Genomic DNA, 17,111 nt, shown 5'->3' with positions numbered 1-17,111 from the left:
GGGAACGACAGCGGTCCCACCGCGGTCGTACCCCCACGCTCCTGGCTGCGGGAGACCGTCTCGTCCGCACTCGCCACCGCGAAGTACGGGGTCCAGGTGGCCACCCTCGCTCCGAAGCCGGACATCGCCGAGACGCCGGCGACCGGCACTCCGTTGACCCGGGCGAACCGGTACTCCCTGCCCAGCCTGCCCGCGTGCCACTCCCAGCCCAGTACGGCGTGGTAGAAATCCTGCGCGGCCCGCAGATCGCGTGTGGCCAGGCTGACCCAGCAGGGCGCGCCGAACACCGAGTGGCTGGAGACAACCGCACGGTCGAGTGTTCTGTCGCTCTTCATCGCTGTACCGTCCTGACCTCACTGGCCGGCAGCGGCTGGACACGAGTACTCCGGGATGTCGGAGGCGTACGGCACGCGACCGACGTCCGCCCAGCCCGGGGAGGCCTTCCGCACCGGAAGGCCTCCGACGGCTCAGGAGTACCCGCGGATCCGCTGTCTCATCAGCTCCAGCATCCCCCGCCTCGGCCTCCCACGCACCATACAAGGGCATAAACGGGCATAAACGGATTTATGCTCGCGGTCGCTCGAAGGTCAGGAGCAGTCCCTCCACCGCGCCGGGGCCTATGCGCCCCTTGACATCGGCGGACGTGATCGCCTTGAGCGCCCAGCCGTCCTCGGCGTGCTTGTTCAGAACCTTCTCCAGCTTGTCGCTGTCCAGTGCGTCGCCGATGAGCGACTCCCGGAAGGTGGCGACCTTGTACTCGTACGTGTAGGCGTTGCTCATGACTGCGGGGTTCTCCTGCGGTTCGAACGGTATGGCCGGGCCCACCCAATCACTGTTCGATGCCGTGGCACAGGGGAGGGGCCGGTCCGTACGGATACCTTTGGTGAAGCTTCATGGAGGGCCGGTCCGGAGCGTGGGGAAGGACCGGCCGGGCGGAGGGAACTCATGGACAAGGCACCGGGCAGCGGCCACATACGCGCGACCGAAGAGGCTTGCGGAGGCATTGCCGCGGGCGAGGGGGGCGTGGACGGCTTCGCAGGGCTGCGGGCGCGCGACTTCGGCTACCTCGACGAGGGCGGCCACACCTACCTCGACCACACGGGTGCCGGGCTGCCGCCACGCTCGCTCGTCACGGGGAGTGCCGAACGGATCACCGGCGGGTTATTCGGCAACCCGCACTCCGAGAGCCCGGCCTCCCGCGCCTCGGGACTGCTGCTCGCCGAGGCCCGCCGTGCGGTGCTCCGGCACTTCGGCGCGGACCCCGCCGAGTACGCCGTGATCTTCACGGCCAACGCCACGGGCGCGCTGCGCCTGGTCGGCGAGGCGTATCCGTTCGCGCGCGGCAGCAGGCTGGTGATGTCGCTGGACAACCACAACTCGGTCAACGGTCTGCGCGAGTACGCGCGGGCCAGGGGAGCCGCGACGGCGTACGTCCCCGTGAGCGGGCCCGGCCTGCGGATCGACGAGGAACGTCTCCGGGACGCGCTCACCGCACGCGGACGCGGCCCTGGGCGTCACCTGAGCCACCTGGGGCGGCGCGGCCACCTGGGGCGGCGCGGTGGCGTGGGGCCGCGCGGGCTGCTCGCCTACCCGGCCCAGAGCAACTTCACCGGCGTCCAGCATCCGCTGGAGTGGATCGCGCGGGCGCAGGAGCAGGGTTACGACGTCCTGCTCGACGCGGCCGCCTTCGTGCCGACGAATCCGCTCGACCTCGGCCGGTTCCATCCGGACTTCACCGTCGTCAGCTGGTACAAGGTCTTCGGCCACCCCACCGGCATCGGCAGTCTGATCGCCCGCCGGGAGGCCCTCGCCAAGCTGCGCCGGCCCTGGTTCTCCGGTGGCACGATCTACGCGGTCAGCGCGCAGGCGCAGTGGCACGTTCTGGCGGACGACGAGGCGGCCTTCGAGGACGGCACGGTGAACTTCCTGTCCGTCCCGGACGTCACCGCCGGGCTGGAGTGGATCGACCGCCTCGGCATGGACCGGGTGCACGCCCACGTCAGCGCCCTCACCGGCCAACTACTCACCGGCCTGGGGGCGTTGTGCCACAGCGACGGTTCCCCGATGGCCCGCGTGTACGGCCCCCTGGACGCCGGGGCGGCCCGTGGCGGCACGGTCGCGCTGAACCTGTTGGGAGCGGACGGCCGGATCGTCGACGAGCGCGTCGTCACCCGAGACAGCGCCGAGCGCGGTATCTCGCTGCGGACCGGCTGTTTCTGCAACCCGGGTGCCGGTGAGGCGGCGTTCGCCCTCCCGCTGCGCCGGCTGCGCTCGGCCGCGGGCAGGCAACTCGGTTCGATGGAGGAGTACTTGGGCCTGCTGCGGCTGCCTTCGGCCGGTGCCGTCCGCATCTCCCTGGGCGTGTCGTCCCAGCCCAGGGACATCGAGACGTTCCTGACGTACGTGACCCAGACCTATCGCGACCGCGTGCCGGGAGTGACGGGGCTGGCGGCTCGGGTGGGGTGCTGAGGGCCTGGCGGCGGTGACGGCCGTGGTGGACCTGGACGCCCCCCGCGAACGACACGGCCGGGTCGCCGAAGCCGCCCGCGGGTGCCGGGCCCGGCGCTCAGTGTCCCGCCCTGCTCCGCACCGCGCCCTCCCGGCACTTGCGCACCAGAATCGCCCACGTCACCACAAGGAACAGCACCGCGAACCCCGCGAGGATCAACCATCCGCGGCTCGCCGGATGACCGAACGAGTCCCCGTACGACTCCAGCAGCGGCGGCCCCAGGGGCGACGTGCCCGTGCGCCACAGCGACTCCAGGCCGACCCCCCTGCCCAGTGCCTCGAACGCCCACCGGTTGGTCATCGCCCAGCTGATCGCCTCGCCCGCGCCGGTCATCCGCGGCACCGGCACGAACGCCCCCGAGAACAGCACCTGCGGGAAGCACAGCAGCGGCAGCATCAGCGTCGCCTGGCCCGGCTCCGTCACCGCGGCCGAGGCCAGCAGACCCAGCGCGAGAGCCGCCCCCGAGGCCAGCGCGCTCGACACGAACAGCGAACCGTACGTGCCCCACCCGGCCGCGGGCAGCCGGTCCAGCGCCCGCAGCACCACCAGCAGCAGCATGTCGGCGACCGCGAGCACCGGCAGCATGGTGGTCAGCTTCGACGCGACGTAGGGACCGATCCGCAGCCCGGCCAGCCATTCCCGGCGTAGCACGGGCAGCTCCGTGCAGATCTGCAGCAGCCCGTACGTCAGGCCGAAGAAGAACGCGCCGAACGCGATCCAGAACGTGATCATCGCGGTCGATCCGGGGTCGGGTGCCGCGCGGTCGAAAGCGCCCTCCCGGAACAGCACCGCGAACATCGCCACGATCATCACGGGCGAACCGGCGAGGACGGCGACCGAGAGCCGGTTGTGCAGGAGCAGCGCGGTACCGCGACGGGTGAGCAGCGCCCATTGCCGTACGGCACCAACACGCCGGACGGGCAGGGGAGGTGACGGTGTGTCGGTGCCGTGCACCTCTGGCGGCGCGGCGCGCTCGACACGTACGCCCCGGGCCACCGCCTCGTACACCTCCTCGACGGTGCCCACCCCGAACGCCCCGCACAGCGCGCCCGGTTCACCGGCGTACGCGACCTCGCCGTCGGGGGAGAGGAACACCACCTGGTCGCCGCGGAGCAGATCGGCGAGCGTGTGGGTGGTGAGGACGACGGTGGTGCCGTCCCCGGCCAGCGCGCGCAGGGTCCGCAGCAGGGCGGCACCGGTCACCGGGTCGAGACCGGAGGTGGGCTCGTCGAGGAAGAGCACCCGGGGTCGGGTGAGCAACTCGGCGGCGATACTGGCCCGTTTACGCTCCCCGCCGCTCAGCGCGCGCACGGGCGTCGCCGCCCGCGAGGAGAGACCGAGAGCCTCCAGGACCCGGTCCACGCCCGCACCGACGGACTCGGGCGTCGTGCCCGGCGGCATGCGCAGACCCGCCGCGTACACCAGCGTCCGGCGCAGCGGCAGCTCGCGGTGGATGATGTCCTCCTGCGGCACGAACCCGAACTCAGGGCCCGGCGGCCCGGGTTTCGCCCCGTCGTGCAGGACCGTCCCCTCCGTCGGCTCGCGCAGCCCGGCGAGCGTCTGCAGCAGGATCGTCTTGCCCGCCCCGCTGCTCCCGGCGATCACGGTGAGCCGCCCGGGCGCGACGTCGAGGGACACGTCGTGCAGGACGTTCCCCGCGCCATGGATGCGCTGCCCCACGGAACGCACCTGTATGTGCAGGCCGTTGACCGAGGTGGCGGAGGCTTCGGCGGACGAGGACGGCTGCATGGGCGTCGGCATGGGTGCAGCATGCCAGGGCCGGCGCACCGTGCGCCCCAACCGTACGCGTACGCCCCCAGGACGGCGTGCCGCACGGGCTACCCCGGCGTCGCGAACCCCGGCGACCGGGCCGGCTCCGGGCGATGGACGCCGCACGGCCGGTACGCGAGCCGGTCCGCCACGCCCACCAGATCCGCGAGCAGCCATACGATCGCGAGCCACATCTCGGTGCCCTGAAGCCCCGGTTCCCTGCCCGGACCGCCACCGCCCTCGCCCGCCGGACCAAAACCGAACCCGGCGCCGTCCCGCCACCGCCCCAGCGCCCGCGTCAGCTGCTCCTCGGCCCACGCCCGCACCTCGGCCGCCCGATGCCCGCCGCGCCGCCCCGCGAGCCACAGGGGATGGGCCACGTCCAGCACGTTGCAGGCGTTCTCCCGGCCGGCCGCGAACCAGCGCTGATCGCGGCCATGGGCCAGTACGGTGTCCACGACCCGCTCCGCGTACGGCACATCGAGCCCGAACTGGGCGTAGGAGCCCCGGGTGAGCCGGTAGTAGCCGTTGACCAGCTGCAACCGGCCCGCGTCGGGCGACCCGGCGGTGCCCCACATCCCCGTCCAGGGGTCCACCCGTGTCGTGAGCCAGCCGAACAGCGCCTCCAGTGCGCCGGGCTCGCCGTCCTCGACGCCGAGCTCCAGATTGCGATGGGCGCCGGTCGCCCAGCAGTCCACCCACGCGCCGGCGGACCAGGTCCCCGTCCGCCACGGCAGTGACCCCAGCCGTGCCAGCAGCTGATCGGCCGTCATGCGCCGTACCACGTGCACCGGTTGCGTGAGGCGGGAGCCCAGCAGGTCCAGGGCGTAGCCCACGGCCAGCACGTGGTACTCGGCGGTGCCGTCATCGATCCAGCCGTCGGCGGCCGGGGCGGGCAGCTCTCCCGGACCGCCGTCCGGAGCGAACTCGGGCACCAGCCCGCTGCCGGGATCCTGAAGGGCGCGCAGCCGCTCGGCGTGTTCGTCGGCGGCCAACTGTTCGGGAGGCGAGCCCAGCAGCAGGTCGGCGATCTCGACGGCGTCGCAGTGTGCTCGAACGGTCGCGGGGGCGCCCGGCCGGTCGGCGTAGCGGCCGGTTTCGGGGTTCCAGCAACGGGAGATGAGATCGGCGGCCTGCGCCCGGGCCCGGTCGGCGAACCGGGCGACGGCGTCCCCCAAGTCGCCTGACAGGTCACTCGAGAGGCCGTCTGGCAGGTCGTCCGGGAGTCCGCCCGGCAGGGCACCCGAGACCGCTCGGTCCCGTCGTGGTCCGACCTGGGCGCGGCGATCGCGCAGGGGGCGGGCCGGATTGCCCGCCGCGACCGTCCATGGCGCCAGATCCTTCGTGACGACCGCGCCCGCGCCCACGACGCAGTGATCGCCGATCGTCACCCCGTCCAGTACGACCACGTGCGAACCGATCCACACGTCGTCGCCGACGGTGATGCCCTTGCTGGTGAGGGGCTGGCGGTGCACCGGCCTGTCGGGGGCGAAGCCGTGGTTGAAGCCGAGCAGCGAACTGTGCGCGCCGATCCGGACCCCGTCGCCGAGGGTGATCCGGCCCCGGACCGTGGCATACGGGTTGACCGTGCAGTCGTCGCCCGCGGTCACCTCACCGGTGACGTAGGCGTGCCCGGCGATGTAGGAGTCGGCGCCCAGGCGCAGTGTGCCGGTGAAGACTCCGGCGGCCTGAGAGACGTAACAACGCGGCCCGAGGCGCGCGCCCGATTCCGCCAGTCGCCGCTGGTGCGCGTCCTGCTCGGCCTGCTGCCCGGCGGAGGCACGGTCCACGAAATCCCAGGGGCAGTAGTCGAAGTAGGAGTCAGCAAGGGCATTTTCCGCGTCCATCGCACGGGAGTTTAGAGAGCGCTTGCTGTCCGGGCAACGCCCATTGGTGTCGCCTGCGCGCGCTGCCGCCTCTGCGCGACGCGGTTCGTCCGCGCGACGCGGCCGATGCCGGCGGGAATCGGCCCGGGCTGCGACCGCACGCCCCGTGATGGTGTGCCGCCGCAGCCCGGAACACTCCGTGGGACCCGCGTCGGAGCGCACACGAGTTCCCCCGTCCCCGCTGCGTGACGACCGGTCCGCACGTCGTGTCGTGATCCTGCAATCCCCAGTCATTCATGTCAACTGCTCTGGCCGAGTGCGGCTATTGGAGTATCTTCCACTCTGGCCGGCCAGGTCCGGCAACGGCTAAAGTCTCGGAAGTCAACGTGCAGTTCCCCCCGTCCGACACCAGGAGGCCTGCCGGTGAGAGAAACGCGCCGAGCGCTCGCCGAGACCCTCGGCCGTATCGGCTCCCTGATCGGGGACGGGCGGAGTCGCGACGACGTGCTCGACGTGGAACAGCTCTCGAACGAAACCGGCGTCCCGCGAGACGTCGTCAGGATGCTCCTGGACGGCGAGGAGCCCCCCGCCGAGGACATCACCGACCGGATCGTCCGCCGTATCGTCCACCTGCGCGAGACGCGCCTGCGCCGCGACGGGACCCGCCACTCCTACGACGAGATCGCCGCCTCCTACGGGGCCTCCCGGGCATCCCTGTCGAACCTCGTCAACAGCCGCCGGAAGACGCCTTCGCCGCAGACGCCTTCGCCGCAGACGCCTTCGCCGCAGACGCCTTCGCGGCAGGCGCTCTCGCAGCGGGTGCCCTCGGAGCAGGCGCCCTCGCAGCAGACGGTGGAGCGGCGCCCGGCCCGCTCCGGTGGCCCGTTGGCATCCACCCAGGCCGGCATCGAGACGTTCTTCTTCGGTCAGCCCAACGGCTGGCTCTCCGCCGAACCGCAGGCCTCGCTCAACAACGCCCTCCAGCCCATCCTGCACGGCCTGGAGGGACAGGCGGCCGATCCGATGGCTCGGCTGCGCAGTACGCACGGACTGCGGGAGTTGGCAGCGCGCGCCCCGCAATTGGCCGAAGAGGAGCTTCAGTTGGTGACTGACTGGATCGACACCATCCTGAAGCGCAGAAACGCTCAGCGGGTGCAGGGTCCGGGAACGGACAGTTCGTACACCGAAGGGCACTGATCATGGGGGCACTCGGTCGTACGCAGGCCCGTCGCCGCCCGGGACGGGAAGCTCACGCTGCGCCGTCCGCAGGGCGCAACCACCGGCATACGTCCTGCGCGCGGGCCGGAGCGCGTCCGGAACGCATCGGATGCGCCAGGCCCGGATGCGCGCGTATCCCGTTTGATCGGTATTTGATCCCCCTCAGCTTGCTGCACACCGCAGAGCCTGGCGTGGCCGACAAGGCACCTTGTTTGGCATATTGACAGGCCGAGTCGGGCGTACCTTCGGCCGGGTGGGTGCAGGCAGGACGGGATCGGCGGGCGCCGTGCGACGGTGCCCCATGCTGAAGTTCGCGGGGGAGAGCGGTGCGCACAGGCAGAGCCAAGGAGATGCGGAATCTGATCGGCCAGTTGGCCGACGGAGTGAGCCTGCCCGTACCCGCCGCTCCTGACGTGCTGTTCGACGCGCTCATCGCCGTGGTCGCCGAGATGAGGGGCCGTGAGGTAGTCCTTCTCAAAGAGGAGTTCCCGCACCGCACCGCCACGGGACTGTGGCTCGACATGCCGGACCACGACATCATCCTCGTCGACAAGCGGGCGGCGCCCGTCCACCAACTGGCCATTCTCTGCCACGAGATCTGGCACATGATCAAGGGCGATTGCGGCCACCACGCCGACGGGATCCCCGTCGCCGCACGCGTGCTGAGCGACCGGGCCGATGTGCAGCGGACGGTGAGGGCCGTGGCCGCGCGCACCGAGTTCCACGAACGATCGGAGCAGGAAGCCGAGACCTTCGCCCTGCGGGCGGTGACGCACCTGCGGATCTGGCTGGAAGGGGAACCCGGCAGCCTCGCCACGGACCGGTCCCAGATCGCCGGCCGGATCGGCGCCTCACTGGGACACCGCCGGTCCCAGGTCTGAGCCGTGAACGCCTCGCGCTACTGCATACCCGCGCCGGCCCTGGGGGCCGGCGACGAGGACGTCTCCCGCAGCGGCCTCGCCGCGATGATCGCCGCCACCGTTCGGGTCCGGCCCGACGGCGCGCCCGCCGAAACCGCCGTACTCGACCACTCCGCGGGCCTCATGGCCCGCGCCACCTTGATGGGCGTGGCGCATGCGTTGCGTACGTCCCCCATCGTCGTGGCGGCCCGCGCGGCCGCTGTGGCCGCAGCGGCCCCTGCTGACGAAAGAACCCCGTCATGAGTCCGCACGACGTGCCCCCGCGCCGGCCCGTCCCTCCACCGGACACGCCCCGGCGGGCCACGGCGGCCTCTCCGCCGTCCGATCGACCGAGCCCACGTACATCCCCGGAAGGCAGGCAGGCCCAGTGGACAGCGGCATCGTCTTCTACATACCCGGCGCTCTTCTCCTGGTCGCCGCGGGCCTGAAGCTGTCGGCGGGCACGGGCCTGTGGCGGGATTCGCTGGTCGCGCCGAGCAACGCGATCCTGCTCGTCGGCGCCGCCGTCTGCGTCCTGTCCGCCCCGCCCACGATCCGGTACGTCAATGACGCGACCGGCGTCGCGAACTTCAGTGCCCCGCTGGTGTACGCCGGCATGACGGCGCTCAGTGCGAGCTACCTGGTCCTCATGATCCGGTGGAAGGGCGGGCCCTCTCAGACACAACGGCGCTCCGCCCGGCTCGTATTGGGCGTCTACGCACTGGTCATCGCGGGAATCTGGGTCCTGTTCGGCCTGGCCGAGGTCCCCGTGGAACGGACCCAGGACCTGGACACGTACTACGCCAACACGCCCTACATGCGTGAAATGATCGAGCTTTACATGGTCGCGCACACGGCCGCCACCGTCGCTCTCGCCGTCATGAGCGTGAGCTGGCTGCGAGAGGTGCGCGGTGTGACCCGCACCGGTCTGATCCTGCTCATCGTCGGCCTGACGTTCGACGCGGGCTATCAGATCGCCAAGTACACGGCCATGGCCGCCCGCTGGAACGGCGTGGACTGGGATTTCCTCTCCACCGACGTGTCCCCACCGCTCGTCATGCTCGCCGGCGTCACCACCGCCGCCGGCTTCGCCGTCCCCCGGGTCGGGCCACCGGCGGTCGACAATCTGCGCGCGTGGAGGCGCTACCGGCTGCTGCAGCCCCTCTGCGCGGAGCTGCAGACGCTGCGCGCGCCGACCGAGGGGATCATCCGCTGGTGGGATCCGCCGGTCGTTCGTCTGGCACGCCAGGAGATCGCCATCTGGGACGGCGTGCTGGCCTGCTCGCCCTATCTCGACGACCAGGTGCGCACGACCGCGTACGCCGAGGCCGTGGCTTCACTCGCCGCCGATGGCACCTCCGGAGTCCGATCACCGCACCAGGCCACGGTGGTGGCCGAAGCAGCCATGCTGGCGGCGGCCCGTGTGCAGGTCTCCCACGACGCCCGCGCGGAGGTACCGGCGAGAGCGGGAACCCTGGAGTCCGTTTCCACACCGCACCTGATGGTTCTTCTGTCGCGCGCGCTGTCCTCGTCCCCGATCGTCGCCCAAGCACGGCAGGCCGCCGCCCGTACGGCCACCAGCCATGACTGAGACTTCCGCTCCCCGCAACAGAAAAGAGTGCACCCTATGTCGTCGTCTGCCAGAACTGCCTCCCGCCGCACCGCGGTGGTCATCGGAGGGGGTATGACGGGCATGCTCGCCGCAGCCGTGCTCGCCGACTTCGCAGACGTGCGGATCATCGAACGCGATGTGCTGCCGGACGGCCCACACCCCCGCAAGGGACTGCCGCAGGCCCGCCATGCCCACGTGCTGTGGTCCGGCGGCGTGAAAGCCCTCGATGACCTCCTGCCCGGCATCATCGACCAACTCGTCGACCAAGGTGCCCACACACCGCGCATCATGACCGACCTGGTGTCCAAGGCCCCCTCGGGCCAGTGGTTCCGCAGATTCGCCCACGCCCGCCACACCAACCTCCTGTGCAGCCGTGACCTCCTCGACGCGGTGATCCGCGCCAGGGTCCTGCGGGACCACCGCGTCACCCTCCTCCAGCAGACGGAACTGCTCGGCCTGCTGGGCGACGGGGACCGGGTGACCGGTGTCCGTGTACGCGCGGAAGAGGCCGAAACGTCCATCCCTGCCGACCTGGTGATCGACGCGAGCGGGCGTGCCAGCCGCGCCCCCGTCTGGCTGCGGGAACTCGGACTTCCTCCGGTCCAGGAACGCACGGTCGACGCCGGTATCGGCTACGCCAGCAGGATCTACCGCGCACCCGGCAGCGCCGCGGACGGTTTTCCCATCGTCAACGTCCAGGCCGATCCCCGCCGGATCCCCGGCCGCGGCGGCATCATCGCCCCCATAGAGGGCGGCCGATGGCTCGTGACGCTCTCCGGATCCCGCGGCGGGCAGCCCAGCAGCGACAACGACGAGTTCATGCCTTTCGCCCTGAGCCTGCCGCACCCCGTCATCGGCGAACTGCTGGCGAACGCCAAACCCGAGAGCGACGTCGTCACCACCCGCAGCACCGCCAACAAGCGGCGGTACTACGAGAAGGCCGCCCGCTGGCCCGACGGCTTCACTGTGCTCGGAGACGCCGTCGCAGGCTACAACCCCGTCTACGGCCACGGGCTGAGCGCCGGCGCACAGAGCGTGCTCGCCCTGCGCCGCGTCCTGCGGCAACAGGATCTCGCCGCACCCGGCACGGCCCGGCGCATCCAGAAGGCCGCGGCACGGCCGGTCGAGAACGCCTGGAGCCTGGCCGTGGGCCAGGACTTGTTCTACCCGGACGCCAGCGACCAGCCCCCCACCCGGCTCGAACGGACCCTCGCCGCCTTCGTCGACAAGGCCGTCGACGCCGGCTCACGCAACCCCTACGCCCTGCGCATCCTCCTGGACGTGATGAGCATGGAGAAGCCGCCCGCCCGACTGCTCATGCCCGACATGCTTGCGCTGGTCCTCCTCGGCCGGAAGGCACCGCCCCTGGAAGGCCCGCCGCTGGCACAGCACGAGCGCGAAGCCACTTTGTGATGTGTCGGCCGACCCCTGCGCGGGTTCGCCCGCGCAGGGATCGGCCGGCCCAGGTCGCCGTCAGGAACCGGCGGCGAGCCACGGCATCGGGTCGGTGTACGTGCCGTCGACGAGTACCTCGAAGTGGAGGTGTGGGCCGGTCGACAGACCGGTCGAGCCGACGAAACCGATCACCGTTGCGGCGTCGACGCTCTGGCCCGAGGTGACCCGAAGCGCCGACAGGTGGTTGTACGTCGTCTCCAGCCGTCTTCCGCCGATGGTGCCGTGATCGATCACGATGCGGTTGCCGTAGGCCTTGGTCATCGCCGCGAACACGACCTGCCCCTGCCGTGCGGCGGATATCGGGGCCCCCTGGGGCGCCGCGAAGTCGACGCCCGTGTGCAGCTTGGTCACGCCGGTGAGCGGGTGCTGGCGCGTGCCGAAGGGCGAGGTGACCACGAGAGAGGTGAGCGGCGGTGCCAGCAACGCGTTCGTCGTCCCGCTGCCGGAACTCCCGGTGTCCACCCGGTCGTACGACTTGTAGCGCGGGAACAGCGCCTTGACCTCGGTGACGTAGGTCCGTGCCTTCGTGGGGACGTGCCCCGCCCGGGTCACCGCGTCCGTGCCCACCGTGTAGGAGGCGAGGGTGAGGTCGAGGAGCCCTCCGGTGACCGTTCCATGAGATGTGAGTCGGGTGGCCTTCTCGGCGAGAGCGCAGTCCTCATGGGCGAGCGCCATGATGGCGTCCACCGGGTCGCGGGGCGAGGAGCGTTTGTTGCCGTCCTCGTCCTTGCCCCAGGTCCGCCACTGCGCGTCGGTGAAACCGGCGATCCCCGTCTCACCCGAGAGCGTGGCGAAGTCGGTGTCCCAGCTGGAGCGCTGTTCGATCTGGGCCGCGAGGACGGACGGCTTCAGGACCGTGCACGTCTTGGCCGCCGCACGCAGCCAAGGGACGTAGGCGTCCTCGATGTGTTCGGCGACCGCGCCGTCCGCGACCATCGCGCTGTTCGTACTCGGATCCGGCGACAGAAGAGTGGTCAACCGGCCCGTCGCCGTCATGAACCCGGCGACCCCCAGCACGGCCGTCAGCCCCGGCAGGACCAGCAGCGTGAACGGTCCGGGGCGGCGTCTGCGCCGGGTGCGCGCGGCCCCGGGCTCGGGTGGCGACTCGGGGGTACTGATGCTCACCAGGGGACGCTAGCGTTTCGTCGACCGGACTTCAGGAGGAGCAGAGGCAAGGTCACGTGCCCGTTCGGGCACACCGCGGCGGCCGACGAAGCCCGTCGCGGCGCTCATGCGGTCCTTCCTCGGCCCGGAGCGAGCGCGTCGATCCACTCGCGGACGGCCCGGGCCGTCGTCGGGGCGTTCTCCTCCAGCACACCGAGATGGCTGCCGGGGGCGTCCACCGTGTCGTGGGGGAGCGGCCAGGACGACCGCCACCGTTCCGGCATGTCCGGCAGAGGCTCGCAGGCGCGCACCAACAGGGTGGGAACCTGGGTGGGTCGAGGGTCCCAGCCGCGGAACATGCGGGTGTACGCGCCCAGCGACAGCAACGTCAGGTCGTCCACCGCGCTGTCGAACCGCTCGCCTACGGCCACGGGGATCCGGGCGGGCATCGCCAGCAGCCAGGGCTCGGCTTCCCGATCGGGGGTGACGTGGTACGAGTCCACCAGCACGAGTCCGGCCGGAGGCGCGCCGTCGGCTGCCAGCCGGGCGGTGACCGCGTGGGCGGCCGAACCGCCCATGGAGTGGCCCACGACGACGTAGGGGCGATCGCCGAGTTGCCGGCGGACGGTTGTGGCGTGCAGTTCGGCCAGGGTCTCCAGGTCCCGCGCCACGGCGACCCCGGTGTCGACGCCGGGGTGGCGCAGTTCGAAGACGTCCCGCTCGCCGTCGAAGAAGCGGGCGAGCCCCGCGTACCAGGGCCGGCCGAGGTTGGTGGCGAAGCCGGGAACGCAGACGAGTGCCGGACCGCCCGCCCCCGAGGCCAGTCGCAGCGGCGGTATCGCGTGCCGGGCACCTTCGTCGTGGCCGAAGGTGGGTGCGGCGAGAGACGCGCTGACGAGGAGGTACATCGCGGAGACGACGTCGCCCGTTTCGCAGACCTGCCGATAGAGGGTCGGCAGCGACACGCCTGTTCCGCGTCGGCGCTCAACAGTCGGGACGGCGGGGCGCGTCGGTTCATGACGCCGATCGCCCTCCGGCGGCCCGCCGCCACTGGCATCGTCGGCCAGGGCGCCGCTCAGCTCGGCGTACACGTGATCCGCGAGCCGCTCGGCACTCGGCCAGTCGTAGGCGACGGTGGCGGCCAGCGGGATCCCGGCGAGCAGACTCAGCCGGTTGCGCAGCAGGACGCTCATCAGCGAGTCGAGGCCCAGCTCCGGGAAGTCCCGGTCGACGGCCTCGGCCTGCGTATGACCGAGCACCGCGGCGACCTCGGCGCGGACCAGTTGCACCAGGGCGGGCGTCCGCTCGGACGGCGGCAGTGCCGCGAGGCGGTCCCGCCAGGCCCCGGCGACACCGTCCGGTTCCGTCACCCCGCTCGCCACCTCGTTCGCCGCCGGGGGCGAGGCCGTCGGCCGGGCAGGGCGCAGCAGCCCGCGCAGCGGCGGCGGAACGGGTGCCCCGGCGGGCAGCGCTCCTGGCGAGCGGTCCAGCGGCAGCGGTGCGAGAACCGGTTCCCCGCTGCTCAGTGCGGCGTCGAACAGTGCCAGCGCCTGTTCCGGGGAGACCGCGCGCACCGCCCCGCCGTGCACCCGGCCCGCGCGCGCCGCCATCCCGTCGTCGTCGGCCCAAGGACCCCATGCCAGGGACAGCGCGGGAAGGCCGAGGGCGGTGCGGTGACGGGCGAGCGCGTCCAGGAAGGAGTTCGCCGCCGCGTAATTGGCCTGGCCGGGATTGCCCAGCAGTCCGGCGGCCGAGGAGAACAGTACGAACTGCGACAGCGGCAGATCCTTCGTGAGCTCGTGCAGATGCCAGGCCGCGTCGGACTTCGGCCGCAGTACGGCGGTCAGCCGCTCGGGGGTCATCGCCTCCAGCACGCCGTCGTCCAGGACCCCGGCCGTGTGCACCACGGTGGTGAGGTCGAGTCCGAACTCCTTGATGAGGGAAGCCAGTTGATCTCGCTCGGCGATGTCGCAGGCCACCAGGTCCACCCGTGCCCCCGCTCCTTCGAGCTCGGAGCGCAGCGCCTGCGCCCCAGGCGCCCGCTCTCCCCGTCGGCTGGCGAGCACGAGATGCCGTACGCCGTGCCGATCGACCAGATGCCGGGCCAGCAACGCACCCAGGGAGCCGGTGCCGCCGGTGATCAGGACGGCGCCCCGGCCGAGGGAACCGTCCGCCGACGCTCCGGGAGCGGCCGCGAGCCGAGGGACTCTCAGCAAGCCGTCACGGATGGCCAGTTGGGGCTCGCCCGTGCCGAGCGCGGCAGGCAGCAGCCGCAGCGACTCGGGCCGGCCGTCCACATCCACGAGCGTGAGGCGCCCGGGATACTCGGCCTGTGCGGCCCGCAGCAACCCCCAGACCGTCGCGGCGGGCAGGTCCGGCGCCGCGTCGGCGGCGCCACGCGTGACCACGGCCAGCCGCCCGGAACCGGCGAGCCGCGCACGCAGCCGATCCAGTGCCCGCACGGACAGCGCGTGGGCCGCGGCGGCGGGGTCGGTCCCGTCGTCGGCGCGGGCGGACAAGGACATCACGACCACCTCCGCAGTGTCCGCGGACCCGGACGCCGTGCCCCGTTGCGGCAGGAACGCGGCCAGCCCCAGGTCGTCGGGTTCCTCCACCGTGAGGGCGGGACCTTCGCCGGTAGCGGGAACGCCGGTCCACCGCAGCCTGTACAGCTCTCCGAACGGGGCGACTCCCGCCTTCGGCACCGGTCGGGTCGTCATCGACTCCAGCCGGGCCACGGGCGCACCCGAGGGCGTGGCGAGATCGAGGCGGACCGTGTCCGGTCCGGTGTTCCTGATGCGTACGCGCAGCGCCGTGGCCCCGGTCGCGTGCAGCGTGAGGCCCTGCCAGGCGAACGGAAGCCGGGCCGGTCCGGAGGGTGGCTCGGCAAGCAGGCCCGCGTGCAGGGCGGCGTCCAGCAGTGCCGGGTGGAGCGCGTGACGCCGGGCATCCGGGAGCGACACCGGGCCGACTTCGGCGAACAGCTCCTCGCCTCGCCGCCACAGGGCCGTGACGCCCCGGAACGCCGGCCCGTACGTGAGACCGGCGGCGGCCAGCCGATCGTAGGCGCCGGTGAGATCCACGGGTGTGGCATCCGGCGGCGGCCACACGCCGAGCGGGACAGGACGCTCCGGGACACCCGGAACCGCCGGTCCCAGCCGACCGGTCGCGTGGTGCGTCCAGGCGCCGAGCGCACCGGACTCCTCCGGCCGCGCGTACATGTCCGCCGTGCGCCGCCCGGCGCCGTCCGGCTCTCCCAGCGCCACCTGGAACTGGATCGGTTCGTCGTCGGCGGCGGGGAGGAACAGGGGGGTGAGAAGGGCGAGATCCTCCAGGACGGCGACACCGCACGCGTCGCCGGCATGGAGCATCAGGTCGGCGAACGCGGCCCCGGGCACCAGGGCGTGGCCGCCCACGACATGGTCGCGCAGCCACGGCTGGGCCGCGCCGGACAGCCGGCCACCGCACAGCACAAGCTCCGTGCCCGGCACGGTGACCGTGTGTGTGAGCAGCGGATGGCCGAAACCGGCTGCCGCGTCGGGGGCGGGCTCGGACAGCCAGTAGCGCTGCCGCTGGAAGGGATAGGTCGGCAGGTCGACCCGCCGGGCGCCGCTGTCCGCGTACAACCGGCGCCAGTCCACCGGCACACCGTGGACATGGAGTTGACCGAGTGCGTCGAACAGGGTCCGCGGCTCGGGGGCGCCCCGCCGGGTGGCAGCCGCGAACAGCAGGTCCTTGCCGCTCTCGGCCAGAGCCGTCGTGGCCTGGGCCGTGAGGTGCGCGTCCGGCCCGACCTCGGCGAACGCGGTCACCCGCCCGTCGTACGCGAGCCAGCGCACGGCGTCCCCGAACCGCACGGCCTCGCGGGCATGCCGTACCCAGTACTCGGCCGACCGCAGCTCGTCTCCGACGGCCGGGCGTCCCGTCAGCCCCGACAGCACCGGGATGCGGGGCCGGCCGTACGCCAGTCCGTCGGCGACCCGGCCGAATTCGGCGAGCATCGGCTCCATCAGCGGGGAGTGGAAGGCATGGCTGACCCGCAGCCGGACCGTACGGCGCCCGAGCGCGGCGAAGCGCCGGGCGAGCGCGAGGACGGGTTCCGCCACGCCCGAGACCACGACCGCGCGCGGGCCGTTCACGGCCGCGATCGCGATTGCGTCGGTCAGCTCGCGGATCACCTCCGCCTCGGTGGCGTCGAGCGCCACCATGGCGCCGCCCTCAGGCAGCTCCCGCATCAACCGGCCCCGGGCAGCGACCAGTTCGACGGCGTCCCGCTCCGACAGGATGTCCGCGGCGTGCGCCGCCGCCAACTCGCCGATCGAGTGTCCGGCCAGGAAGTCCGGCCGTATGCCCCAGGACTCCAGCAGTCGGAAGGCGGACACCTCGAAGGTGAACAGGGCCGCCTGGGCGAAGTCCGTACGATCCAGCAGCGCGCCGTTGCCGGTGTCCCAGAGCACCGAGCGCAACGGGTGTTCCAAGTGTGCGTCGAAGCGGTCGCACAAGGCGTTGAAGCTGTCGGAGAAGACCGGAAAGGTTTCGCACAACTCCCGCCCCATCTGCGGGCGTTGGGCTCCCTGGCCGGTGAACAGCAAGGCCGAACGGCCGGCGGAGTCCGCCGTGCGCGGCGCGGCGGTCGCCGCCAGGGTGTCCAGGGCGCTCAGCGTTCCCGCGCGGTCCTCGACGGCGACGGCGGCTCGATGGGCGAGTGCGGCGCGGGC

11 protein-coding genes and 1 pseudogene are annotated in these 17,111 nt (G+C 72.1%); 6 read left to right on the top strand and 6 right to left on the bottom strand.

Annotation, left to right across the window (positions count from 1 at the left end):
• A pseudogene (locus tag ABZ656_RS48305) lies at nucleotides 1-335 on the bottom strand (VOC family protein); the annotation flags it as partial.
• A 229-nt stretch (nucleotides 336-564) separates the two neighbouring features.
• Entirely contained in the window at nucleotides 565-780 is a 216-nt protein-coding gene (locus ABZ656_RS48300; RefSeq protein WP_101404034.1) for a DUF4177 domain-containing protein, read from the bottom strand.
• Between the two features lie 165 nt (nucleotides 781-945).
• On the opposite strand from ABZ656_RS48300, the gene ABZ656_RS48295 reads away from it, so the two are divergent.
• Nucleotides 946-2,469 carry an aminotransferase class V-fold PLP-dependent enzyme gene (locus tag ABZ656_RS48295; protein ID WP_360277681.1) on the top strand — a complete coding sequence of 508 codons (1,524 nt, stop codon included), beginning with the start codon at nucleotides 946-948 and terminating at the stop codon, nucleotides 2,467-2,469.
• A 97-nt stretch (nucleotides 2,470-2,566) separates the two neighbouring features.
• Here the strand turns inward: ABZ656_RS48295 and ABZ656_RS48290 are convergent, their stop codons facing one another.
• A complete protein-coding gene (locus ABZ656_RS48290; RefSeq protein ID WP_360277678.1) occupies nucleotides 2,567-4,270 on the bottom strand; it encodes an ATP-binding cassette domain-containing protein in 1,704 nt (567 codons plus the stop codon).
• 77 nt (nucleotides 4,271-4,347) lie between these two features.
• The gene (locus ABZ656_RS48285) at nucleotides 4,348-6,126 is read right to left on the bottom strand and encodes an acyltransferase (RefSeq protein ID WP_360277675.1); all 1,779 of its coding nucleotides are present in this window, start codon (nucleotides 6,124-6,126) and stop codon (nucleotides 4,348-4,350) included.
• A gap of 402 nt (nucleotides 6,127-6,528) precedes the next feature.
• Here ABZ656_RS48285 and ABZ656_RS48280 point away from each other — a divergent pair, with 402 nt between their 5' ends.
• The 5 genes from ABZ656_RS48280 to ABZ656_RS48260 all read left to right on the top strand — a co-directional run bounded on the left by ABZ656_RS48280 (nucleotide 6,529) and on the right by ABZ656_RS48260 (nucleotide 11,247).
• The gene (locus ABZ656_RS48280) at nucleotides 6,529-7,302 is read left to right on the top strand and encodes a hypothetical protein (RefSeq protein ID WP_360277672.1); all 774 of its coding nucleotides are present in this window, start codon (nucleotides 6,529-6,531) and stop codon (nucleotides 7,300-7,302) included.
• Between the two features lie 347 nt (nucleotides 7,303-7,649).
• Entirely contained in the window at nucleotides 7,650-8,204 is a 555-nt protein-coding gene (locus ABZ656_RS48275) for a toxin-antitoxin system, toxin component (RefSeq protein WP_360277669.1), read from the top strand.
• 3 nt (nucleotides 8,205-8,207) lie between these two features.
• Nucleotides 8,208-8,486, top strand: a complete 279-nt coding sequence (locus tag ABZ656_RS48270) for a hypothetical protein (protein ID WP_360277666.1) — start codon at nucleotides 8,208-8,210, stop codon at nucleotides 8,484-8,486.
• A 124-nt stretch (nucleotides 8,487-8,610) separates the two neighbouring features.
• Nucleotides 8,611-9,813, top strand: coding sequence for a DUF6545 domain-containing protein (locus ABZ656_RS48265; protein WP_101402897.1), 1,203 nt, complete (start codon nucleotides 8,611-8,613; stop codon nucleotides 9,811-9,813).
• A 36-nt stretch (nucleotides 9,814-9,849) separates the two neighbouring features.
• Nucleotides 9,850-11,247 carry an FAD-dependent monooxygenase gene (locus ABZ656_RS48260; protein ID WP_360277663.1) on the top strand — a complete coding sequence of 466 codons (1,398 nt, stop codon included), beginning with the start codon at nucleotides 9,850-9,852 and terminating at the stop codon, nucleotides 11,245-11,247.
• Between the two features lie 60 nt (nucleotides 11,248-11,307).
• On the opposite strand, the gene ABZ656_RS48255 is transcribed toward ABZ656_RS48260, so the two are convergent.
• Together ABZ656_RS48255 and ABZ656_RS48250 are read right to left on the bottom strand one after the other, a co-directional pair.
• Complete coding sequence (locus tag ABZ656_RS48255) at nucleotides 11,308-12,414, bottom strand: M23 family metallopeptidase (RefSeq protein ID WP_360277659.1); 1,107 nt, start codon at nucleotides 12,412-12,414, stop codon at nucleotides 11,308-11,310.
• A 104-nt stretch (nucleotides 12,415-12,518) separates the two neighbouring features.
• On the bottom strand, nucleotides 12,519-17,111 hold a 4,593-nt coding region (locus tag ABZ656_RS48250; protein ID WP_360277656.1), incomplete at its 5' end, for a type I polyketide synthase.

Source organism: Streptomyces sp. NPDC007095, assembly GCF_040634475.1.
Taxonomy (GTDB): domain Bacteria; phylum Actinomycetota; class Actinomycetes; order Streptomycetales; family Streptomycetaceae; genus Streptomyces.
Note: the sequence above shows the minus strand (reverse complement) of the source record. Positions and strands in the feature narration are given on the sequence as shown.